Source organism: Streptomyces sp. NPDC002088 (assembly GCF_040296605.1).
GTDB lineage: Bacteria > Actinomycetota > Actinomycetes > Streptomycetales > Streptomycetaceae > Streptomyces.
On the sequence record NZ_JBEOXO010000046.1, the window covers coordinates 1 to 20,355 of the forward strand.

At 69.1% G+C, this 20,355-nt stretch carries 16 protein-coding genes and 2 pseudogenes; 7 read left to right on the plus strand and 11 right to left on the minus strand.

What is annotated here, in order from left to right; all coding sequences use genetic code 11:
* Positions 1–77 precede the first annotated feature (77 nt).
* Entirely contained in the window at positions 78–293 is a 216-nt protein-coding gene (locus ABT114_RS47125; protein WP_351152642.1) for a hypothetical protein, read from the minus strand.
* A gap of 308 nt (positions 294–601) precedes the next feature.
* On the opposite strand from ABT114_RS47125, the gene ABT114_RS47130 reads away from it, so the two are divergent.
* Genes ABT114_RS47130 through ABT114_RS47140 form a run of 3 tightly spaced genes read left to right on the plus strand, consistent with a single transcriptional unit; the run spans position 602 to position 3,051 of the window.
* On the plus strand, positions 602–916 hold the full coding sequence (locus ABT114_RS47130) for a helix-turn-helix domain-containing protein (protein WP_351152645.1): 315 nt from the start codon (positions 602–604) through the stop codon (positions 914–916).
* Entirely contained in the window at positions 913–2,433 is a 1,521-nt protein-coding gene (locus ABT114_RS47135; RefSeq protein WP_351152647.1) for a helix-turn-helix domain-containing protein, read from the plus strand. Before ABT114_RS47130 ends, ABT114_RS47135 begins: the two co-directional genes overlap by 4 nt.
* Positions 2,434–2,478: 45 nt before the next feature.
* A complete protein-coding gene (locus tag ABT114_RS47140) occupies positions 2,479–3,051 on the plus strand; it encodes a transcriptional regulator (protein ID WP_351152650.1) in 573 nt (190 codons plus the stop codon).
* Between the two features lie 334 nt (positions 3,052–3,385).
* On the opposite strand, the gene ABT114_RS47145 is transcribed toward ABT114_RS47140, so the two are convergent.
* A complete protein-coding gene (locus tag ABT114_RS47145) occupies positions 3,386–3,724 on the minus strand; it encodes a helix-turn-helix domain-containing protein (protein WP_502988520.1) in 339 nt (112 codons plus the stop codon).
* 434 nt (positions 3,725–4,158) lie between these two features.
* On the opposite strand from ABT114_RS47145, the gene ABT114_RS47150 reads away from it, so the two are divergent.
* Complete coding sequence (locus ABT114_RS47150) at positions 4,159–4,860, plus strand: 2-phosphosulfolactate phosphatase (protein ID WP_351152653.1); 702 nt, start codon at positions 4,159–4,161, stop codon at positions 4,858–4,860.
* A gap of 59 nt (positions 4,861–4,919) precedes the next feature.
* On the opposite strand, the gene ABT114_RS47155 is transcribed toward ABT114_RS47150, so the two are convergent.
* From ABT114_RS47155 to ABT114_RS47175, 5 genes are all read right to left on the minus strand, one after another.
* Positions 4,920–5,585: a hypothetical protein gene (locus tag ABT114_RS47155; RefSeq protein WP_351152654.1), complete on the minus strand. Its 666-nt coding sequence runs from the start codon at positions 5,583–5,585 to the stop codon at positions 4,920–4,922.
* 122 nt (positions 5,586–5,707) lie between these two features.
* Positions 5,708–7,204, minus strand: a complete 1,497-nt coding sequence (locus ABT114_RS47160; protein ID WP_351152656.1) for an IMP dehydrogenase — start codon at positions 7,202–7,204, stop codon at positions 5,708–5,710.
* A gap of 208 nt (positions 7,205–7,412) precedes the next feature.
* Positions 7,413–7,535 (minus strand): hypothetical protein, encoded by a 123-nt coding sequence (locus ABT114_RS47165; RefSeq protein WP_351152659.1) that lies wholly within the window; start codon positions 7,533–7,535, stop codon positions 7,413–7,415.
* A gap of 1,162 nt (positions 7,536–8,697) precedes the next feature.
* Positions 8,698–9,720 (minus strand): IS110 family RNA-guided transposase, encoded by a 1,023-nt coding sequence (locus ABT114_RS47170; protein ID WP_351152661.1) that lies wholly within the window; start codon positions 9,718–9,720, stop codon positions 8,698–8,700.
* An 84-nt stretch (positions 9,721–9,804) separates the two neighbouring features.
* Positions 9,805–10,785, minus strand: a complete 981-nt coding sequence (locus ABT114_RS47175) for a threonine ammonia-lyase (RefSeq protein ID WP_351152664.1) — start codon at positions 10,783–10,785, stop codon at positions 9,805–9,807.
* A gap of 196 nt (positions 10,786–10,981) precedes the next feature.
* Between ABT114_RS47175 and ABT114_RS47180 the strand changes: the two are divergent.
* Positions 10,982–11,179: pseudogene (locus ABT114_RS47180) on the plus strand (transposase); the annotation flags it as partial.
* A gap of 65 nt (positions 11,180–11,244) precedes the next feature.
* On the opposite strand, the gene ABT114_RS47185 reads toward ABT114_RS47180, so the two are convergent.
* From ABT114_RS47185 to gmd, 3 genes are all read right to left on the minus strand, one after another.
* Complete coding sequence (locus ABT114_RS47185; RefSeq protein ID WP_351152666.1) at positions 11,245–11,934, minus strand: hypothetical protein; 690 nt, start codon at positions 11,932–11,934, stop codon at positions 11,245–11,247.
* 126 nt (positions 11,935–12,060) lie between these two features.
* Entirely contained in the window at positions 12,061–14,784 is a 2,724-nt protein-coding gene (locus tag ABT114_RS47190; RefSeq protein WP_351152669.1) for a LamG-like jellyroll fold domain-containing protein, read from the minus strand.
* A 235-nt stretch (positions 14,785–15,019) separates the two neighbouring features.
* Positions 15,020–16,033, minus strand: a complete 1,014-nt coding sequence (gene gmd / locus ABT114_RS47195; protein ID WP_351152672.1) for a GDP-mannose 4,6-dehydratase — start codon at positions 16,031–16,033, stop codon at positions 15,020–15,022.
* 140 nt (positions 16,034–16,173) lie between these two features.
* On the opposite strand from gmd, the pseudogene ABT114_RS47200 reads away from it, so the two are divergent.
* Positions 16,174–17,018: pseudogene (locus ABT114_RS47200) on the plus strand (GDP-L-fucose synthase family protein).
* Between the two features lie 74 nt (positions 17,019–17,092).
* Here the strand turns inward: ABT114_RS47200 and ABT114_RS47205 are convergent.
* Positions 17,093–18,496: an exopolysaccharide biosynthesis polyprenyl glycosylphosphotransferase gene (locus ABT114_RS47205; RefSeq protein ID WP_351152675.1), complete on the minus strand. Its 1,404-nt coding sequence runs from the start codon at positions 18,494–18,496 to the stop codon at positions 17,093–17,095.
* 525 nt (positions 18,497–19,021) lie between these two features.
* Here ABT114_RS47205 and ABT114_RS47210 point away from each other — a divergent pair.
* Complete coding sequence (locus ABT114_RS47210; protein WP_351152678.1) at positions 19,022–20,026, plus strand: LCP family protein; 1,005 nt, start codon at positions 19,022–19,024, stop codon at positions 20,024–20,026.
* Positions 20,027–20,355: the final 329 nt, after the last annotated feature.

The following is a 20,355-nucleotide window of genomic DNA, read 5'->3' on the forward strand; positions in this document are numbered from 1 at the left end:
AATCGCCCGCAGTGCCGGTGTTGCCACGAGGGCGACTGTACTGGCCGATCATGCTGCGGAGATCAGCGGGCGGCCGCTTATGAAACGCACCCTAGTTCCGCCGGGAGCGGCAGGGGCGGAATTTCCAGCAGCGGTTCGCCAGTGGCAAGTTCACGCCGGACCACGGTGACCGACAGGGTGAACTCCGTGGACGCCGCCCCTGTCAGGTAGTCGCAGGCCAGTAGGTAGGCGTCGTACTCGCCCGGACACAACCGCGACAGGCTGACGTGGGCTTGATGGGCATACGTGCTCACCTCGCTCAGGATGTCCGCGGGCCGCCCGTCCTGTGGCGATCCGTGGTCAGCGTGCGGGTGACGGTTCGTACGCCCAGCGGCCTGTCCACGGAGATGGACGGTCGTTCAGGTTGCTCGCTTCGATGGGGTCGACATCGGCCCCGGTGTCCAGGCCCGAACCGACGCTTCCAGGCCTGTCTGCGCGCGCGTATCCACGGCGGGGTTCTGCGCCCGCACCGGACTCACCTGACCGGGTCTGGCTACTTCACGAACGCGTCAGTAATGCGATTTACGCATACAGTATAAGGTTTAGGTGTAGGGTAGATGCCATGGGTATGAGTCTCGATGAGCGAGTACGGGCCACGATGGCCGCCCTCCTGTACGCGACAGGCGAGTCGCAGACCGATCTCGCTGCCGCCCTGGGGGTGAGCCAGGCCCAGGTGAGCCGCCGTCAGTCGGCCACCGCCACATGGAGCCTGTCCGACTGCGACGCGGTAGCCGCGCACTACGGCATCGACGTCCTCGACCTCCTGGCGGGGCCCACTCGCGCCACGGAGTCGCTGTCCGCGGACCGCCGACGAGCTCCCGGCCGTCACGCCAACGCGGCACGCGTCGCAGTCGTGCAGGACGGGGAAACGCGATGACGGGCTTCGACGCGATTGACGCGCTGCTCGCCGGAGCCAAGCAGGAAGCCCCGCTGCCGTCCGCCGACGAGCGCCGGGCACTGCGTGACGGGCTGAACCTCTCACGCGCGCAGCTTGCGAAGGCGTTGAGCGTCAGTCCGTCCACCGTCGGAGGCTGGGAGTCCGGACGCGACCCCAGCGGAGAAGTGCGGGAGAAGTACGCCTACTTCCTCGAGGGTGCGCGGACCAAGCTGGCCGCCGCAGCTGAGGAAGCACCCGCCGAGGAGCCCGTCGGTGACGGCGCGGCGGAAGCTGAACAGACCGTCGACCAGGACGACGTCGAAGTCCTCCACGCGCCGCAGCCATGTGTACTGTGCGGACAACCTGCCCGCCACCAGGTCGCGGGATTCCCCCAGCACCTGGACCCCGCCGAGTGCGGCACGGTCGAACCCCCACCACAGGACAAGCCCGCCCCGCAGGCCGAGCCGCGGCAGCCGGCATCCGCCGGCAGCCAGGCCCTGTCGGCACGCGGGGTCAAGATCGTGCCCGTTGGGCGTCGTGTGCAGACGGCCGACACCCCGGACCTGATCGGCTCCGCCGTCGCGGCCGCACTCGCGGCGCACGCCGGGGACGTAGAGGCCGCGACCGCCGCGCTGGTGAAGCGGGCCATCCCAGACGCGATGGCACTGCTCGACGAAACCCGCAAAGGTGGACGGTACGACATCGTGGCCCACCCCTGGCTGCCGGACATCCTGCGCAAGCAGACCTCCCGCGGCGCCGACCAGGTCTGGGAAGCCCGCCCCAAGTGGAGCAGACCCGAACTGCCCGCAGGCAAACTCGAAGTGACCGCTCTCGACATCAACGGCGCCTACCTCTCCGCGCTGAAGACGCACCTCCCGCTCGGCCAGCTGGAGCACTCCACCGGAAATCACCACGACCGCCGCCGCGCCGGCGTCCACCTCATCACCCCGCCGGAATGGGCCCATGACACCTACCTGCCCAACCCGATCGGCAGCCGCGACGAACCCGGCCCGCTGTGGGTCACCGAACCCACCCTGCGCCTGCTGCTGCGCCTGTCCGGCCCGAAGTACGGACTATGCGACCGGCCGGAGATCCACGAGTCCTGGACCTCCGGAGCCACGGAGGGCCTGCTGGAGAAGTTCCGGGTCGCCCTCAAAGACGCCCGGGACCGGGCGATCGCCGAGGACGACGAGGTCACGCTGGAGTACATCAAGGCGATGTACTCCAAGTTCGTCTCCACGATGGGGGAGTCCAACTACAACCGGGAGCTGTACCGCACTGACTGGATGCACCTGATCCGCTCACAGGCCTTCGCGAACCTGTGGTGGAAGGCGCACCGGTCCTACGATGAGGGCCTGATGGTCGTGCGTGCGATGGGCACCGACGAACTGCACGTCATCGGCGACTGGCGGGCGGTGTTCCCCGAGGGACGCGGCGTCGCCGAGGTGAAGATCAAAGACGTGTACACCGTCGGTTCGAAACCCGACGAGGCCGACCACCGTTCCTCGGGCACGTGACGAAGCCCGTACAGTGATCCGCAAGCTCGAAAACCGGAAGAGAACATGCCTGAGCGGAACATCGAGTTCGGCAAGTACGGCGCCCGCGGCATCAAGGGCCACGAAGCGGTCGCGCGCCAGTTGGACGCGCTCGCCGGCTACATCGCCACCCCCACCACGGCCCGCCGCGGCCTGCTCGCCCGCCTGCACTACCTCACCCGCACCGACCACGCCCGCGCCGCCGCCCGCGCGGCGGGCCTGACCGTCACCGACCGCACCCTGCGCGCCTGGCTGGAGGGCACCCGCTCGCCCTCGAGGAAGAACCTGGACCGCATCGAGCAGGCCTACCGGACGGTGCGGCGCGAGAACGTCGCCCGCTATCTGCTGGCCCGCCTCAACCACGAAGGCCGCGGCACCCGTGTCGAGATCCACCCCATCAACCAGTCCCAGGTTGACGGGCCCCGCCGGCGGGTGGTGGAGTTCCGCACCCTCAACGTGCGCCGCTGGGACCGCATCGTCGCCGCCTGGGCGGTCGGCGACGACCAAGAGTTGGACGACGCGTGGGTGGACCAGGTCGTCGACCTCGGCTCGCAGTGGGGGCAGTACGAGTACGTCACCAACGTCGGCTTCGCCGCATGACGGCGCCCTGTTTACAACACTCACGCCAACTCGCAGGCTGGGCACACATGTTCGAAATTCGGGGTGGCGGGCGCTGCGTGGCAGCCGAGTGGTTGGATGCCGGTGTCCGGTCATGCGGCGCCTCGTTGGGCAGACAACGGGCCGCGGTGGTAACGGCGGACAGGCACGGTTCGAGGGGATGGAGGGCCGGCCGTGAGTGATCGCAGTTCGATCGAGTGGACCGAGGTTCTCTGCACCAACCGCCTCCGGCGCAACTGCCTTCCCGCAGCAATTTCAATCACGGCGCGTGATCTATCCGGGGTGCGGCGATGAGGATGATCTTGCTGGGACTTGGCTACTTCGTAGGGGCTTCGAGCTGGCGGGGCACCGTGCCCGACCGGAGTTCCTGGAGGTCGGGGATGAGGTTGTAGAGCGTGCCCGGGGAGACGCCGAGTAGCTTGGCGATTGCGGTGATCGAGCGGCCGGGGTCGGGCAGCAGGTCGCGGGCCGCGCGGATGACTTCTTCGGTGGCGACGCTGGGGCGCCCACCAATGCGGCCGCGGGCGCGGGCGGCGGCCAGGCACTCGTTGGTGCCGATGACGATGAGTTCACGGATGAACCCCGCCAGGGCGGGGAAGACGTGGAAGGCGAGCCGGCCGCCAGGGGGAGTGGTGTCCGGGCGAGGACCGTCCACGGCACCTTTGCCCTGGCCCACGTGGGCGGGCGGCGCACCGAGAGCCTGGAGGCGCGCGACCAACTGCGCCTGAAGAGCTCGGCCAGCCGCTCGAAGCGGCGCTCGCTGATGGCGGTCCTGAGGTGCTGGGCCCAGGTGGGCGAGGGCTCGGTGCAGCCCTGGACGGTGGTGTTCGCGAGCGTGCGCGTGGCGACGTGCTTGAGCTGCATCCCGACGGCGATCTCCGAGCCGGGAAACTTCCGGGTGAGCATTGCCATGGTGTGGCTTGTGCCCGCGAGAACGTGTGCGGGTGACCCCATGTGGCGATTGAGCAGGCGTGTCGTTGCGCACTGCTTTCACGGCGCAGGCACCGGAGGTGTTGCATTCCTAGACCTTCGATGTGATGCGTATCACTGTCTGGGTGCTTCGGGTCGGGCATGCGCGATCATGACCGGATGGACGCTCGTTTCCTTGGCATCGCTGAGCTGGTCGAAGCCCCGTCCGTGGCGGTCGTGGTCGACGTCATGCGTGCTTTCACGGTGGCTGCTTGGGCCTTTGCCCAGGGGGCGGAAAAGATCGTTCTTGCTGAATCGCTGGACGAAGCCCTGGCGCTCAAGGCTCGCCACCCGGATTGGGTGGCGCTCAAAGACGGTCCGCCCGCACCCGGGTTCGACACCGTCAACTCACCGGGCCTGCTGCGGTCGATTGACCTTGGCGGACGGACCGTTGTGCAGAAAACCACGGCAGGGACGGTCGGCGCCCTTGCGGTCAAGGAGGCGTCGCTGGTGCTGTGTGCCGGCTTCGTGGTGGCGGAGGCAACGGCTCGTCTCTTGCGGACGCGCGAGTGTGACAGTGTCACGTTCGTGGTCACTGGCGACGATGGGCACGCCGATGAAGATCTGGCGTGCGCTCAATACATCGCTCGGAGGGCCACCGAGGCTGGGACGGATGCAGCTGAGTTCCTCCGCCGCGCTGGCGAGTCGCGCGCCGCCGCCGAGCTGGCGGAGGGTGTGCGTCAAGGAGTCCATCCTGATGACGTCGCACTCTGTCTTGAGCTCGACCGGTTCCCTTTTGCCATGGTGGCGACCTTGGAAGACTCGCTCATGCTCCTCCGTCCATGCGCCGTGCCTTCGCTGACCGACGAGGTTTCGATCTGATCGCTGGTGAGGTCCGACTCTCGCCATGCGAGGGCCAGCATCCGGTCGGGTATGCGGCGTCAGCTGCATGTCCCGATGACGGTGGTTCGGGGTGGTGGCAGGCGGCTGACCCGAGTGGTGCCGGCGGCGGCTTCGCGGAGTCGAATGATCTCCTCGTGTTGGGCGGCGAGGCGGGCCAGGGCCTGGGTGCGGAAGCCCGTGAGCTCGTCGATCGTCCGCTTCGACTGGGCCAGCCGCTCCTTGAGCTTGGTGTTCTGTGCTTTGAGGCGGGTGATGTTGGCTTCGCGGGGGTCGGGGATGTCTCCGGCCTGCTGCAGGGCCTGGAGACGTCGCTCGAATTCGGCGCGGAGGTGTGCGTAGGGGCGGGTGCCGTAGAAGGCGGTGCGGTCGACGGCTGCTTTGCGGGCGAGGGTCTTTACGTCGCACTTTCCGCCGGGCGGGATCTCGCCGCGCAGGAGGTGTCGGCGTACACCTGAACGTACGCCGACAATGTGCGTAAGCCCGGCGACGTGCCGGTTGTTGTTGGCGTGCCTGACGAAACTGTTGATCGCGTCGCCGCTGTCGAAGTGGCTGATGGGCGACTTGGCCTGCAAGGACGCGGTGGTGTACGCATCATCGATCGACAGCTCGGCCGCTGTGATGATCGCCTTGGCCACGGGCTCGATGATCCACCAGTGCCGGCTCGGCAGGTCCGGGTCCAGCTTGTGCTTGGTCGCCTTCACCACAGGGCTGCCGTAGTGCTCGACGACCGAGTCCGTGAGAATGTCGCGGACTACTGGCGGGAGGGGGTTATTCCGACTGTGCGCTAATCCCCTCCGGCCCGTAGTCGGTGGCTCTTGGCAGCCTCTCAGGCGATGGTTGCCGGTGTGTCCCGCAAGGTGACGTTTGCGTGACTCTCCTGGAAGCTTTGGTCGGATACCAGGGTCAGCCGGGCCGTGGACTGGAACTCCGGAAGAGTGACGGAGCCGCAGGACACCATCGTGGTCTTGAGCTTGGCGATGGTCAGGGCGAGCCCTTCGCTGAGGTCGCCGGCGTAGGGGACGTAGCCGTCAACGCCCTCCTCGAAGATCAGCCCCTGGCTGCCCTGTCCGTAGCGCTGCCAGTTGCGGGCCCGGTTCGATCCCTCGCCCCAGTACTCCTTCACGAAGCCGTCCCGGGTTGGGAGCTTCGCGCCCGCCGCCTGGTCGAAACGGGCGAAGTAACGCCCCATCATGACGAAGTCGGCTCCCATCGCCAGCGCCAGGGCCACGTGGTAGTCATGCACCAGGCCGCCGTCGGAGCAGATCGGCACGTACTCGCCGGTGCGCTCGCGGAAAGCGTCCCTGGCCGCGGCGACGTCCAGGACGGCGCTGGCCTGGCCGCGCCCGATGCCCTTCTGATCGCGGGTGATGCAGATGGAGCCGCCGCCGACGCCGACCTTGACGAAGTCCGCACCGGCCTCGGCGAGGAAAGTGAACGCCTCACCGTCGACCACGTTGCCGCCGCCGATCGGGATCTCCGGATAATGCTTCTTCACCCAGATCAGCGCCTGCGCCTGCCAGTCGCTGTAGCCGTCGGAGGAGTCGAAGCACAAGGCGTCGGCGCCCGCCTCCAACAGGGCGGGGACGCGCTCTTGGTAGTCGTGGGTGTTGACGCCCGCGCCCACGCGCAGGCGCTTGTCGGCGTCCACGGCCTGGTTCGGGAAGCGCTTGTTGTCCGCGTAGTCGGACCGGAACACCAGATACTGCAGGTGGCCCTCGGCGCCCAGCACGGGGAGGCAGTCCAGCCGCTGGTCCCACAGCCGCGCGTTGGCCTCGGAGAGCGTGGTGTCGGCCCCGGCATGGGGCAGGTCGGCGATGGCGGTCATGCGGCCGCCCACCGGTCCGTCGAGGTCGTGGCGTTGGGGGTGGAAGTCGCGGGAGGTCACCAGGCCGAGCAGGCGGCCGGTGGCGGTGCCGTCGTGGGTGACCGCGGCGGTGCTGTGACCGGTGCGTTGCATGACGGAGACCAGGTGGCTCAGGCTGTCGTCCGGGCGGACGTTGGTGTCGCTGGTGACGAACCCGGCCTTGAAGTTCTTCACCTGACGCACGGCTGAGGCCTGGTCCTGGATCGACTGGTTGTGGTGCAGGAAACTCAGACCGCCGTTGCGCGCGACCGCGATCGCGAGTTCCGGCGTGCTGACAGCCTGCATGATCGCGGACGTGAACGGGGAGCCGAGTTCGATCGCCGACTGCTCGCCCACGACGTGCCGCACCAGGGGCGTGCGCAGGTCGACTGTCGCAGGGGAGCAGTCGGTCCGGGTCCGGTTCGGCAAGAGCAGAAACTCGTTGAACGTTCGTGAGACCTCGGCGATGATCTGTGCCACTCGTTCCTCCTGACCCGCCGGCCGGGGCCCGACTGCCCCGCCGCGAAGATCGCCCCCGTGTCCCAGGGCCCAGCCAGGCAGGGGTCGGCAAGGCAGCCGTGGAGGTGCCACAAGCTGCGGCAGAGCCCTGACCGGCCCGTGGATGAAACGGGTGCGGCAGTGACCTGGCACCTTATCGATTGCCCGGCCGTTGCACGAATCGTGGCCCTCATCGGCGATCGCCACCGGACGGTTCCTTCAGGTCCTCGGCCCGCACCGCGAGGTACGCGGCCCAGTCGCGTCTCGCGTAGGCGACCCAGCGGAGTGCGGTGTGGCGGTGCATCCCGGTCACGTCGGTGAGGATCGGGCTGGGGAGATCAGCAGAGAGAGCGGTCAGTGCCGCCTTGCGGGCGGCGCCAACGGGATGCCGTGGCGGCCCAGCTTCTGGGTCATGCTGTGCGTGGAGATCGGCTTGCCCGGGACCATGCCCGGGAAGAGCCATCGAGGTCCTGGGTGGGCTCGCGAGAGCTGCGGTCGCAGCTGGGGCTGTTCGGCGAGGCACTCCACGGAATCCAGCGCCTCTGTCTCATCGTCCGCATCACCGCCGGCCAATTCGCAGAAGGAACGATCGAGGCGGGCGCCTTGATCCGCCACCGAAGCCTCGGCCTGGGTCTTTTCTCCTACACGACGCCCTTGGCAGAACTACCCGAACCTCTGCACATCCGCTTCCAACGGTGACGCCTGCCAGGACCATGAGACGCCTCACTGGCGAGGTCCACGCAAGCGCCTCGGCCAGCAGAACACCCGGATCACTTCGCAGTTCGCGGAGGTCGCCCGCGGGCGGCTGTCACGCGCGGGTCGCAGTGGGGGCAGGCCGAATGGCAGCGGGGTGCGGTCCCTGGTGGAGGGGACAAGGTCCCGGGTGTACCGGCTGCGGCCGCCCATCACCGAGGTCCGCCGTGGCGTCCACTCGGTCGGTACGCGGTACTCGGGCAATTGGCGGTGTTCGGGCAGCCGCCCAGGATGTCGGTGAGCGCGGGTGTGTCCAGGCCAGCCGTCCCGGAGTGGCTCATCAAGTACGGGCTCAACGGGCGAGGGGGCACGCACCGCTGCTCTCGACGGAGAAGGCCAAGGTGTGGCGGAGGCAGGCGGCAACAGCCACCTCAACGGACGACTGCGGGCAGCCGCATGCCTCCCGTGGGGAGCCGGGAGGCGCGGCGGGCCCTGCCATCCGCAGCAGACGGCAGGGCCCGGCAGAGGGATTCTCCGCCTGGGGGGTGGGGAGATCCCGCATGCACACCATGCACCATAAATCAGCCATCGGTATAGATCGAGGCTGAAACTGATTGGGCGGGTCGATGTCAGTGCCGCCAGCGATGATGCGCGGAGCCAGCCGCTGCGCCCGCGCTGGCCTCACCGACGACAGCGTTCAGCACGGTCTCCTGCATTGGGTCCATGGCTCCGGAGCTCTTCGGTCACCTACGGCAAGGCCGGCAGTGCCGCCACCAAGCTGCTCACGCCGCCTGGCGGGCCAGGGCGCGGATGTGTCCGTCGCGCAGCCCGTAGTAGACCAGCGTGAGCAGTTTGCGGGCCGCGGCGACCTTCGCGATGTTCCTGCCGCGGCGGGCCTCGATCCGTGCCCGGTCTTCGGCGATCTTGGGTGTGGTGCCGCGTTGGATGGCCTCCACGACGGCCCAGCGCACGAGCTTGCTGCCCTGCTTGGTGACGTGCCCGCGGCGCACGACGGTGTCGTATTCGTAGTGGCGCGGAGTCAGCCCGGCCCAGGAGCACAACCGGTCGGCGGAGGGGAACCGGTGCACGTCGCCGATCTCGGCGACCAGCACGGCGGCCAGAACCGGTCCGATGCCGGGCAGACACCGGATGGCCCCACAGCCGGTGTGGCCGCGAAGCCGCTCGGCGATCCGGATGTTGAAGACGGCTTCCTCGGCGTCGAGGTTGTCGATCAGCTTCAGCAGAGAGGCCACGCGCTGGGCGTAGGCGCCGGACAGCGTGGTCTGCCCCAACTGGCGGCGGCCGTCGGTCCCGAACAAGTCGGAGACGGCGATGAGGACCCCGGCCTTCGCGAGTACCGCGTGCACCTGGGCCTTCAGCCCACTGCGCAGGGCCACCAGTTTGGCCTGGTAGCGGACGAGTTCGCGTAACTCCCGCAGGTCGGGCGGGGCGATCCAGGACTCCGGAAGACGCCCCATGCGCAGCAGGTCGGCGAGGTCCGAGGCGTCCTTGATGTCGTTCTTGACGCGCCGGTAGGCGAAGCCCTTCACGCCCAGCGGGTGGGCCAGGTGGACCTCGGCCCCGGCGGCCTGAAGCACGTCAATTGCCCAGTACCAGCCGTAGGTAGCCTCCACGACCACGTCCGGGCTGCTGCCGGCCTGCTCGATCTGCAGGCCCAGCGCGACCGGGTCGTTGGCGATACGTACTGCGCTCAGCTGCGTGCCGTCCGCGGTCTGACGCACGATCACGGAGCGCCTGCGATGCAGGTCGATGCCGACGTACTGATGTCCGTCGTACTCGCTCATCAGGGACCTCCTTCGCCATGACGAACGTGAACACCGGGTATATACCCGGCCCCGCGGGGGCGGAGGCCCCGCCCCTTCATCGCATCAAGACCTGCGGATGGGAGCCGCACCGACCCAGTGGTGATAGGCGTCTACGTCGACGTTGCTCCCGCACACGATGGTGACTACGTGCCGGCCGGCGAAGCGGTCGCGGTCTTCGAGGATCGCTGCGATGCCGAGCGCGGCCGACGGTTCGACGACGAGGCCGGCGTGGTCGAGGAGCATCCGCATACCGGCGGTGATCGACGCCTCCTGGACCAGGACGGCGTCGTCAGCGACCAGGAGGAGGTCGTCCAGGACGGCCGGGATGGGTCGCCGGCCGGCGACGCCGTCAGCGATGGTGTTGGTCGAGTCGGTGGTGACGACGCGTCGCCCGCGCCACGAGTGGGTCATTGCCGGTGCGCCCAGCGGCTGGACGCAGATCACCTCGACTTCGGGCGCCCAGGCCTTGACCACATGACCCACACCGGTGGCCAGCGCACCGCCGCCGAGAGCAATCAGGACGGCGTCGAACGACGGCACGGTGTCCACCAGTTCCAGGCCGATGGTCGCCGCGCCCTCGCAGGTCTCGATGTCCAGGCTGTCCTCGAGCAGCCGGATGCCGTCGTACCGCGCGATGGCCGCCGCCCGCTCGCGGGCCATCTCGTGGTCGCCGTCCACCAGTTCCAGCTTGGCGCCCAACGCGCGGATGCGGTCAAGCTTGGCCACAGTCGCAAAGCGGGACGCCACGACGGTCACCTCAAGCCCCCGGCCGCGACCGGACCAAGCGAGGGCCTGGCCAAGATTGCCCGCGCTGGCGCACACCACGTCTCGCGAGCCATTCTCGGCGAGCAGGCTCGCGACGACCTCGGTGCCGCGGGCCTTGAAGCTGCGCACCGGGTTCGCCGTTTCGAGCTTGATGCTCACCGTGCACCCGAGGCCGGGCTTCAGTGCCTCGCAGCGGTACAGCGGAGTGTCGAGGAAAACCGGGTCGATCACCCGGCGGGCCGCCCGGATCCGAGCAGTGTCGAGGCGCGTCTTCTGCACGACACAGCAGCGTAGCGCGAGTAGTAGCTCAAAAATCCGAGCAATGCTCAGGACTTGTGGATCAGCTCTCTGGGGAGCGCGCGAAGGGCGTACCTTCCCGGGTGATGGATCGAGAAGTCACGGAGTAGATCTGCGTTGCAGTGCGGGTCGGGAAGGCACGCCTGTCACCGTTGACGGCTCCACCGAGTCCGGCTACCTGATCGACGAGATCGTGCGCGAGGGTGCCCGCGGGATGCCGGCCGCCGCACTGGAGGCTGAAGCCAACCAGTACATAGCCGAGTTGGCGGCAGAGGCAGATGCAGTCGGACGCCGGCTGGTCATCCGCAACGGGCACCACCGGCCCCGCACCGTGGTCACTGCTGCCGGCCCGGTCGAGGTCAGGGCTCCTCGCGTCTGGCTTGAGCCCCGGTCGCCGGGGTGCAGCAGACCAAGGACGACGACACGGCCAGACGGCAGCCCCTACGCGGGAAGCCAGGCGTAGCAGCCCGACGAGACGAATGTACGGGTCCCGGCCGGGATCTTCGCGGTCACCTTCTTCGGGCCGTCCGGGCCGGGCCCGGACGCCAGCACCTTGGCGCCTGCGCCCAGCGCCTTCCAGGTGCAGCCCTCGGCGGTGGTCAGCGCCCGGTACGTGCCCGGCTCCGGCTTCGTGTGCGTGCCGTCGGTGAAGCCGGTCTCTGCGGCGTCCAGCAGGGGCTTCTGCTTCGGGCACAGCTGGGTGATCGCGTCGACGGCGGACGGCACCTCCCCGGCGATGATCGCGCCGATCGCGGCGTCCTTGTCGTGGGCGGCGGTGCGCTCGATGCGCTGGCAGGTTTCCTGGCCGGCCTGGAGCACGGCGGCCGGGTCCATGTTCTCGGGTACGCGGCCGTGCAGGTACTTCTTCTCCTTGGCGGTGAAGGAACCGGTCGCCGGGGTGAGTTCCGCGTCGGGCAGGACCGGTCCCTTGGGGGACGCCGACGAGCCTTCGGGGGCGGGGCTCGCCTGGTCGCCGGGCACGGCGGCGGCCTGGTCGTCGGAGATGCGCTGCGGGGACTTCGGCACTGCCTGCGTGCCGCCGCCCGAGCTGCAGCCGGCGAGCGCGAGAAGCGCGGTGAGAGCGCTGGCGGCGGCGCCGCGCCGAAGAGACCGAAGAGTACGAGTGTGCATGGTGGCTCCTGCGGCCCCGGTGGGCCTGGGTATGGAGGTGGGCCCACACGAAGGTGCGGGCCCGAACGGGGTGTGCGGGGCGCCGGACCGCGGTCAGGCGCCCCGCACACGGGGACGCGGTGAGGGTTACGGCGCCCCGAAGGTCAGCACCAGCTGCGGGGTGTTCTCCGCGGCCGCTGCCTCACTGGACCACAGCCACAGCGCGTCCGTCCCGGTGCTCGTGAGCGCCAGGTCGTAGGTGCCTCCCAGGGCGGGAGACAGCGCCGAGGTGTCGAGCGTCGCCGAGTAGACCGCCGAAATGCCGGTGGCCCCGCTCAGGGTGCCCACCACGGTCGAGGACACGGCGGGCTTGGAGGCATAGGTGGTCCCCGCCTGCGTCCAGCTTCCGGTGACCGGCCGCACGGAGATGTCGTCCGTACTGCCCGCGCTGCTCAACGTGGTCGTCTTCACCGCGAGCCGCGCGCTCTTGAGTACCGTCCCGGCCGGGGCCGACGGCAGATCGAAGCGCAGATACGTCTCGTACGCCGAGCTGCCGCGCACCGCCAGCGAGGTGGAGGTGCCGTAGTTGCTGCCCGAGGCACCGGCGTTGACGTACGTGTCGCCCGACGCCCGGACGGTCTGCACGCTGTCGGCCGGGGCCGAGGCCAGCGTGTAGTGGCTCTGCACCTGGGACGCGCTCAGCACCGACGGGTAGATCGCGGTCTCGTCGATCTGCCCGGCGAGGTAGTTGCTGGAGGGCTGGTCCGGCCAGCCGTTGAGGTTGTCGCCGCCGACGTGCCAGTAGCCGCTGTAGCTCTGGCTGTTGGTCTCGGCCAGCGTGCCGACCTCGTTGCCGTCCACGTACAGCCGCATCCCGGAGGAGCCCTGGGTGGCGACTACGTGGTGCCAGGCGCCGTCGTTGTAGCCGGCCGACGAGGTGATGGTGCGGGCCGTGCCCGTCCACACGCCGAAGACCAGCCTGCCGTCGTTGCGCATGTAGACGTGCTTGTCGTAATTCCCGCTGGCCTGCGTGGTGTTGTTGCCGAACCCGACGAGCTTGCCGCCCTGGGTGGTGGTCGTCCTGAACCAGGTCTCGATCGAGTACTGACTCGGCACGGTGGTGCGCTTGTCGCTGTAGATCTGCTGGTCGCTGCCGTTGAAACCGATGGCGGTGGACGGACCGGTCACGGCGGCCGGGGTCTGGCGCAGCGAGGGTCCGTTGACGTGGATGCCGCTCTGGTCGCCGGGTGAGGTGTCGCCGACGAACGGAGTGACGGACTCGTCGTAGCGCCAGTACAGGTTCGCGCCGTCCTCGAGCACCTTCGCCGGGTATTTCTGGGCGGAGATCGGCACGGTCACCGTTGCCGCGGTGGACAGCGCGGAGGCGTTGCCCGCGCTGTCGGTGGCGGTCACCCGATAGCTGTAGGTGGAGCCGGGGGTGACGTTGGTGTCGGTGAACGACAGCTGTGGACGCGACCACTCCACCGAGTCGCCGTCCACGGTGTACACCGGCGTGGAGCCACCGTTGCGGTAGACCTTGTACGTCAGCTTGGTGTCGTCCAGGTCGGTGCTGGAGCGCCAGCGCACATGGGCCTCGGCCGGCGTCACCGACTCGGCGCCGACCTGCGGGACCCCCGGCGCGCCGGTGTCGGGAGAGGCCGCGAAGTGAGTGAGGCCCTGGGCCGCGGAGCCATTGACGGTGGTGAACTCGCCACCGACCCACATGTACTTGTTGCCGGAGGTCTCGGAGACCGCCATGGCGCGCGGGCCGATGCCCTCGCCCAGACCGTCGTTGGTGTCCGGGAACCAGCCCAGCTTGTTGGTGCCGGTGGTCGGCTCCGCGAGCAGGTGATGCCGGCGTCCGTCGGGGAACTCGCCGACGCTGGAGCAGTCGTGCGCGTGCGAGGCGCTGTACAGCACGCCCTCGTACGACTCGACGGCCTGGGTGGCGCCCAGGCAGGTGTCGCGCCAGCGCTGGTCGAGCGTGGACAGGTCGAGTGCGATACGGCCGTCGAAGACGCCGCCGCCGGTTCCCTCGTTGCCGGTGTAGAAGCCGGTGGCGTCCGTGTCGAGCGCCTTGACCACCGAGTTGGTCTCGATGAAGTCCGGGTAGGTGCGGACGTTGTCGCCCGTGGTGGCGTCGACGACGGCCAAGGCGTGCGAGTTCGCGCCGTTGACGGTGAAGAAGTCACCGCCGAGGATCACGTTCTGGCCGTCCGGGGTGACCGCGACGGCCCGGCCGGGCTCGTCGACGTCGGCCTGGAACGTCTTGACCGCGCCGCTGGTGGCGTCCACGGCCGCGTACCGCGCATGCGCGCTGCCGCCGACAGAGGTGAAGTCGCCGCCCATGTACACGGTGTTGTCGGTGACCGCGAGGGCACGCACGGTGGCCGAGACGCTGGGACGGAAGTTGGCCTTGGGCGTACAGGTGGCGATGTCGATGGCGGCGAGGCTGCTGACCTGCGTGCCGTTGACCGCGCCGAAGTAACCACCCGCGTAAAGCGTCTTCTTGTCCGGTGAGACGGCGAGCGCCCGCACCGTCGCGGTGCCGCTGCCGATGGTGAAGGACAGAGTGCAGGAGGTGGGAGAGCCGGTCGCCGCGTCCAGCGCGACGAAGTTCACTGCGCTCTGCGCGGTGCCGCTTCCTCCTTCGGGCGGGCGCACCTGTGAGAAGGTACCGCCCGCGAAGACCGTGCCGCCCGCCTCCGCCAGCGCCCACACGACGCCGTTGGTCTGCCAGGTCGGCAGGTCGTCGGCGGTGAAGGCGACCGGCGCGGTGAGCGCGGCGGCCGGTTGCGGCAGGGCCACCAGGCCCAGGCCCGCCGCGGTGGACAGGACGAGGGCGGCGCTGAGCCCTCTGGATCTGTGCATGAACCCCCCGGCTTCTGGACCCGGTCGCGGGTCCTCTGCCTCGACGAGCCCGCCGGAATCCCCCTGGATCCGAACGGGCCGTATGAACTGTTTGCTCGCGAACCATACGAGTACATGACACGTTATGGAACACATGTGACTCATCTAGCAGGAAATTTCAATGTGTTCACGGTGGCCCCACGGCATCAGGCGTCCGCACACGGGCGCGCGTCCGCCTTTCCGCATGTGACAGGCGTCAGTGGTCGATGCGCACGACGGCGCCCGCGAGCTCCTTCTCCACCTGCCGCACATCGGCGTCGACCATGATCCGTGCCAGCTCGTCCACCAGGACGGTGGGCCGCCAGTCCAGCGTCTCGCGCGCCTTGGACGCGTCACCGATCAGTGCGTCGACCTCGCTGGGACGCTCGTACTTGGGGTCGTAGCGCACGTGCTCGTTCCAGTCGAGGCCGGCATGGGTGAACGCCGTCTCCAGGAACTGCCGCACGGTGGCCGGGACTCCGGTCGCGACCACGTAGTCCGTCGGCTCGTCGTGCTGGAGCATCCGCCACATCGCCTCGACGTACTCGGGCGCGTATCCCCAGTCGCGGACCGCGTCGAGGTTGCCGAGGTAGAGACGGTCCTGGAGGCCGGCCTTGATCCGGGCGACGGCGCGGGTGATCTTGCGGGTCACGAAGGTCTCGCCGCGGCGCGGGGACTCGTGGTTGAACAGGATGCCGTTGACCGCGAACATCCCGTACGCCTCACGATAGTTGACGGTGGTCCAGTACGCGAAGACCTTCGCGGCGCCGTAGGGGCTGCGCGGGTGGAAGGGGGTGTCCTCGTTCTGCGGGGGCGGCGTGGAACCGAACATCTCCGAGGACGACGCCTGGTAGATACGAGTCTCTATCCCGCTCGCCCGGATGGCCTCCAGCAGGCGCAGGGTGCTCAGGCCGGTCACGTCGCCGGTGTAGAGCGGCGCGTCGAAGGAGACCCGCACATGCGACTGGGCACCCAGGTTGTACACCTCGTCAGGCTGTATGTCGCGCAGCAGGTTCACCAGCGCCACCCCGTCGGAGAGGTCGGCGTGATGCAGCACGAAGCGGCGCTCGGCCTCCTGGGGACCCTGGTAGATGTGGTCGATCCGCTCGGTGTTGAAGCTGGACGACCGCCGCACCAGGCCGTGCACGCGGTATCCCTTCGACAGCAGAAGCTCCGCCAGGTACGAGCCGTCCTGCCCGGTCACGCCGGTGATCAGCGCGGTCTTGGTCATGTGGTGTTCCCCTCCCCGCCGGACCCGCCCCCGGGGCGGATCCGGTCCGTACACCCGCCGTGCGCGGGTCGCATGTCGCCAACTACAGGAAATGTCACGAGAGTTGCTGGTACGGGCATGCTGGTCACGCGGCTCCTGGCATGATCCGGCTCATGACCGCATTGCTGCTGCCCGAACGCGCCCGTGTCTTCGTCGCCGGCCACCGTGGCCTGGTGGGCTCTGCCGTGGCCCGCCGGCTCGCCGCCGACGGGCACGAGGTGCTCACCCGTACCCGCGCCGAACTGGACCTCAGTGACGCCGCGCGCACCGCGGCCGAACTGATCGCCCTGCGCCCCGACGCGGTGGTGCCGCCGCCGCGAAGGTCGGCGGGATCATGGCCAACAGCACTCAACCGGTTCAGTTCCTGGAGGAGAACCTCCAGATCCAGCTCAGCGTCATAGCCGGGGCCCACGCCGCCGGTGTGGGTCGGCTGCTCCTCCTGGGACCGTCGTGCATCTACCCCAAGCGGCGCCAGTACGGCGCCTCGTACATCAGCGCCATGCCGACCAATCTCTACGGTCCCGGCGACAACTTCGACCTGGAGACGTCGCACGTTCTGCCCGCCCTGATCCGCCGCTTCCACGAGGCCGTGGCCGAGGGGCGCGAGGAGATCGTCCTGTGGGGCAGCGGCACCCCGCGCCGGGAGTTCCTGCACGTGGACGACCTCGCCGCCGCCTGCGCCGTGCTGCTGCGCTCCTACGACGGCGACGAGCCGGTCAACGTCGGCTGCGGCAACGACCTCACCATCAGCGAGCCGGCCGCGACGGTCGCCGAGGTCACGGGTTTCGGCGGCCCGATCGCCTGGGACACGACCCGGCCCGACGGCACCCCGCGCAAGCTGCTCGACATCTCCCGGATCGCGCAGCCCGGCTGGAAGCCGGCGATCCCGCTGCGTGACGGCATCGCCGCCACCTACGCCCACTGGCGCAGCGGCCTCGACGGCTGACGGGCCCCGCTTGCGCACGGACTTCGGCGGCGCGCTGCGCGCGCCGGGGAACTGTGCGGCCATGAGCGGCGCTCTCAGTACGCCCCGCGGCCGTCGACGACGGCGCGGAACGTGCGGGCCATGACGTCCACATCACTGGTGATCGACCAGTTGTCGACGTAGCTGAGATCGAGCTGGACGGTCTCGTCCCAGGACAGGTCGGAGCGTCCGCTGATCTGCCACAGCCCGGTCATGCCCGGCCGTACGCTCAGCCGCCGCCACTCGACGGGCGTGTAGTGCGCCACCTCGTCGGCGAGTGGCGGACGCGGACCAACCAGGGACATGTCACCCTTGAGGACGTTGACCAGCTGTGGCAATTCGTCCAGCGAAGCGCGGCGCAGCCAGTGGCCGACCCGGGTGACCCGCGGATCTCGGCGCATCTTGAACATCGGGCCGTCGTGCTCGTTGTTTTGGGCCAGTTCGGCTTTCTGGCGGTCGGCACCCACCCGCATGGTGCGGAACTTCCACATCACGAAGGGGCGTCCAGCCCGGCCGATGCGCTCGTGCAGATAGAGCACCGGCCCCCGCGAGGACAGTTTCACCGCGGCTGCGACCACCAGCAGCACCGGCGCCAGCACGAGCAGGCCCAGCAGGGCGGCGCTGCGGTCCAGGACCTCCTTGATGAGCGGCTGAAAGCCCTCCCGCACCGGCGGGGCCACGCGCAGCAGCGACATCCCGCCGGCGGATCCGGTCTCCAGGCGCTTGACGGACACGTCCACCAGGCCGGGCGCGACGAACAACTCGATGCCGGCGTCGTGCAGGCCCCAGGAGAGGCGGCGCAGCCGCTCCCCGGAGGTCGCGGCGCCCGGGACGACCAGCACCAGATCGGCGCCGAGCCGGTGCACTGCGCTGATGACCAGGTTGGCATCCTCTCCGGGGGACTCCGGCGCGGTGGCGGCAAGCCGTTCCCCGGTCCGGATCCCCGAGGCGAACGGGCCCCATCCCACGGGGACGGCACCCACCGCCACATACGGGTGGTCGGTGCGCGCGGCGAGGTGCGCGGTGACACCGTCCGCCGCGGCGGGCTCGCCAACCACCAGGACCTTGATCACCGCCTGCGCCCTGCGGCGCACCGTCGCGAGGTGACGGTGCACCGCCTTGCGGCACACCAGGGTCAGCACCAGGGCGGGCAGCAGCGCCGCCAGGCACAGCGGCGCGCGCAGTCGCACCCCCGCCGTGGTGTGCCCCACCGCGAGCACACCCAGCAGGATGAACCAGTCGTGGAGCACCGGCAGCGTGCCCCGGCTCTCGCCGATGACCCGGGCCGCGTAGCGCGAGCGGAACAGCTGGACTCCCGCCCAGGCGTGCCCTGCGACGATGCCGCTCGGCACTGCCCACGGCTGGTGTGTGGCGAAGAGCACCAGCGCCACCGGCACCCCGGCGCCGACGAGGTCGGTGATCAGCGACGCGGGAAGATACCAGCGGGACTTGCGTCCCATCCACAGTGAGGAGCGCGCTTGTGAGCGCGCCTTGCGTGATCTGTCGGATTCAGTGGCCTGAACATCCCACATGTACCCCCCCAGGCACGTTCTGCGGCACGACTTGCCGAATGTCGCGAACAATCGTTCGTCGAACATGCGGCACGATGGTGAACAGTACGGCAAACTTGTGTGCGCATGGGGGCGTTTACGTGAACGTCACCGAGAAGCACCGAGCCGTACGAAATGCCGCGCCGTGCACGCCGGTTGACCCCGTGGGCGCCATGGTCTTGCGGAAAGCGGTACGAACATCGAACGTGCTGGCTACAGTGTGCGCCCGGTGCGGAAGGGGCCGCACCGCGTCGATGTGGGGGATGCATGGTGGGGGACAAGAACACGGCTGAGGCCGAAGCGACGGGCCGGGACGAAGCGGCAGACCGGGAGGAAGGGGCGGGCGGAGCCGGTTCGATGGCATCCGACCCGGTTGGTGACGTTCGCGATTCCTCAACCGATGTTTCACAAAAGGGGGTTGACGCCTCCGGAACCATGCAGGCGCGGCCCCGGCGCCGCAAGAGCCGCGCGCGGCGGGTGCTCCTCGGGGCGCTCGTACTACTCGCCGTGGGCCTGCTCATGGTGGGCGGGGTCGCCTGGTGGGCCGTCGAGCACTACACCGGGGCGGTCGACCGCATCTCCGGTGTCTTCCCGACGAAGGTCCCCGCGGCGGCGCAGCCGGCGCCCTCCGACGGCGGGCAGACCTTCCTCCTCGTCGGCGTCGACAGCCGCTCCGAGCTGCCGACCACGGGCCGCGACGCCAAGGCCCCCGAGTGGAAGTACGGGGCCCAGCGCAGTGACACGATGATGCTGGTGCACCTCCCGGCCGACCATTCCGGCGCGTACGTCGTCTCGCTGCCCCGAGACGCGTGGGTGGACATCCCCGGACACGGCAAGGCCAAGCTCAACGCCGCCTTCTCCTGGGGCGGACCGCCGCTGCTCATCGACACCGTGCAACGGTTGACCAAGGTGCGCGTCGACCATCTGGCCGTCATCGACTGGGACGGTTTCAAGAAACTCACCGACTCCGTGGGCGGAGTGGACCTTGTCGTGGACGGCGCCAGCCGTCACATGAACGGCACGCAGGCCCTGACCTACGTGCGTGAGCGTCATCACCTCGCGCGCGGCGACTTCGATCGCACACACCGGCAGCAGTACTTCCTGCGGACGCTGCTGGCGAAGGTCATGCGTCCTTCGACCTTCTCCAACCCCGTCAGGGCTGCCAGGGTGCTGGACGACCTCACCGCCGCCGTGAGCGTCGACGACCGGCTCGACGACGGCGACCTGCGTGCCCTGCTGTGGGACAACAAGAAGGTCCGCCCGGGGAACATGGTGTTCATGAACGCTCCCGCGAAGGGAACCGACACGATCTCCGGTCAGTCTGTGGTCCTCCTGGATTCCGGCGCCGGCACTGATCTGTGGCGGGCCATGCGCGAGGACGCCCTCGACATCTATCTGCAGTCGCACGACGCCGACCTGCTCGGCGCCACGACTTCCTGACGGGACCGCGGCGACCGCCCCGAACGACCGTCTGGTGACGGTTCGTCATGCAACGGGCCGCACGCACATTGAAGTGCTCTCTCGGCTGAAGGACCCCGTTGCTGATCTCTCGAATCTGCCCTCATGCCGGGTGCGAGTGCGGAAGGGCGGAAAGCAGGATCGAATTGGTTGGCGGTGATGTTCCAGTGTCGTGGGAGTCATGGTCGGGGGGAGAGATCCCGGAGTTGACGCGGCGGGTGGTTCGTGCGGCTCTCCCGAAGGGGTCGTCAGCCATCCGGCTGCGCGACAGTCTGGGGCACGTCTTCGACGACGCGTTGTTCGCAGAGGCG

Coding starts and splice junctions, on each gene's coding strand:
- ABT114_RS47130 (WP_351152645.1), top strand. CDS start 602: ATGGGTATGAGTCTCGATGAGCGAGTACGGGCCACGATGGCCGCCCTC.
- ABT114_RS47135 (WP_351152647.1), top strand. CDS start 913: ATGACGGGCTTCGACGCGATTGACGCGCTGCTCGCCGGAGCCAAGCAG.
- ABT114_RS47140 (WP_351152650.1), top strand. CDS start 2,479: ATGCCTGAGCGGAACATCGAGTTCGGCAAGTACGGCGCCCGCGGCATC.
- ABT114_RS47150 (WP_351152653.1), top strand. CDS start 4,159: ATGGACGCTCGTTTCCTTGGCATCGCTGAGCTGGTCGAAGCCCCGTCC.
- ABT114_RS47170 (WP_351152661.1), bottom strand. CDS start 9,720: ATGAGCGAGTACGACGGACATCAGTACGTCGGCATCGACCTGCATCGC.
- ABT114_RS47185 (WP_351152666.1), bottom strand. CDS start 11,934: ATGCACACTCGTACTCTTCGGTCTCTTCGGCGCGGCGCCGCCGCCAGC.
- ABT114_RS47190 (WP_351152669.1), bottom strand. CDS start 14,784: ATGCACAGATCCAGAGGGCTCAGCGCCGCCCTCGTCCTGTCCACCGCG.
- gmd (WP_351152672.1), bottom strand. CDS start 16,033: ATGACCAAGACCGCGCTGATCACCGGCGTGACCGGGCAGGACGGCTCG.
- ABT114_RS47205 (WP_351152675.1), bottom strand. CDS start 18,496: ATGGGACGCAAGTCCCGCTGGTATCTTCCCGCGTCGCTGATCACCGAC.
- ABT114_RS47210 (WP_351152678.1), top strand. CDS start 19,022: ATGCAGGCGCGGCCCCGGCGCCGCAAGAGCCGCGCGCGGCGGGTGCTC.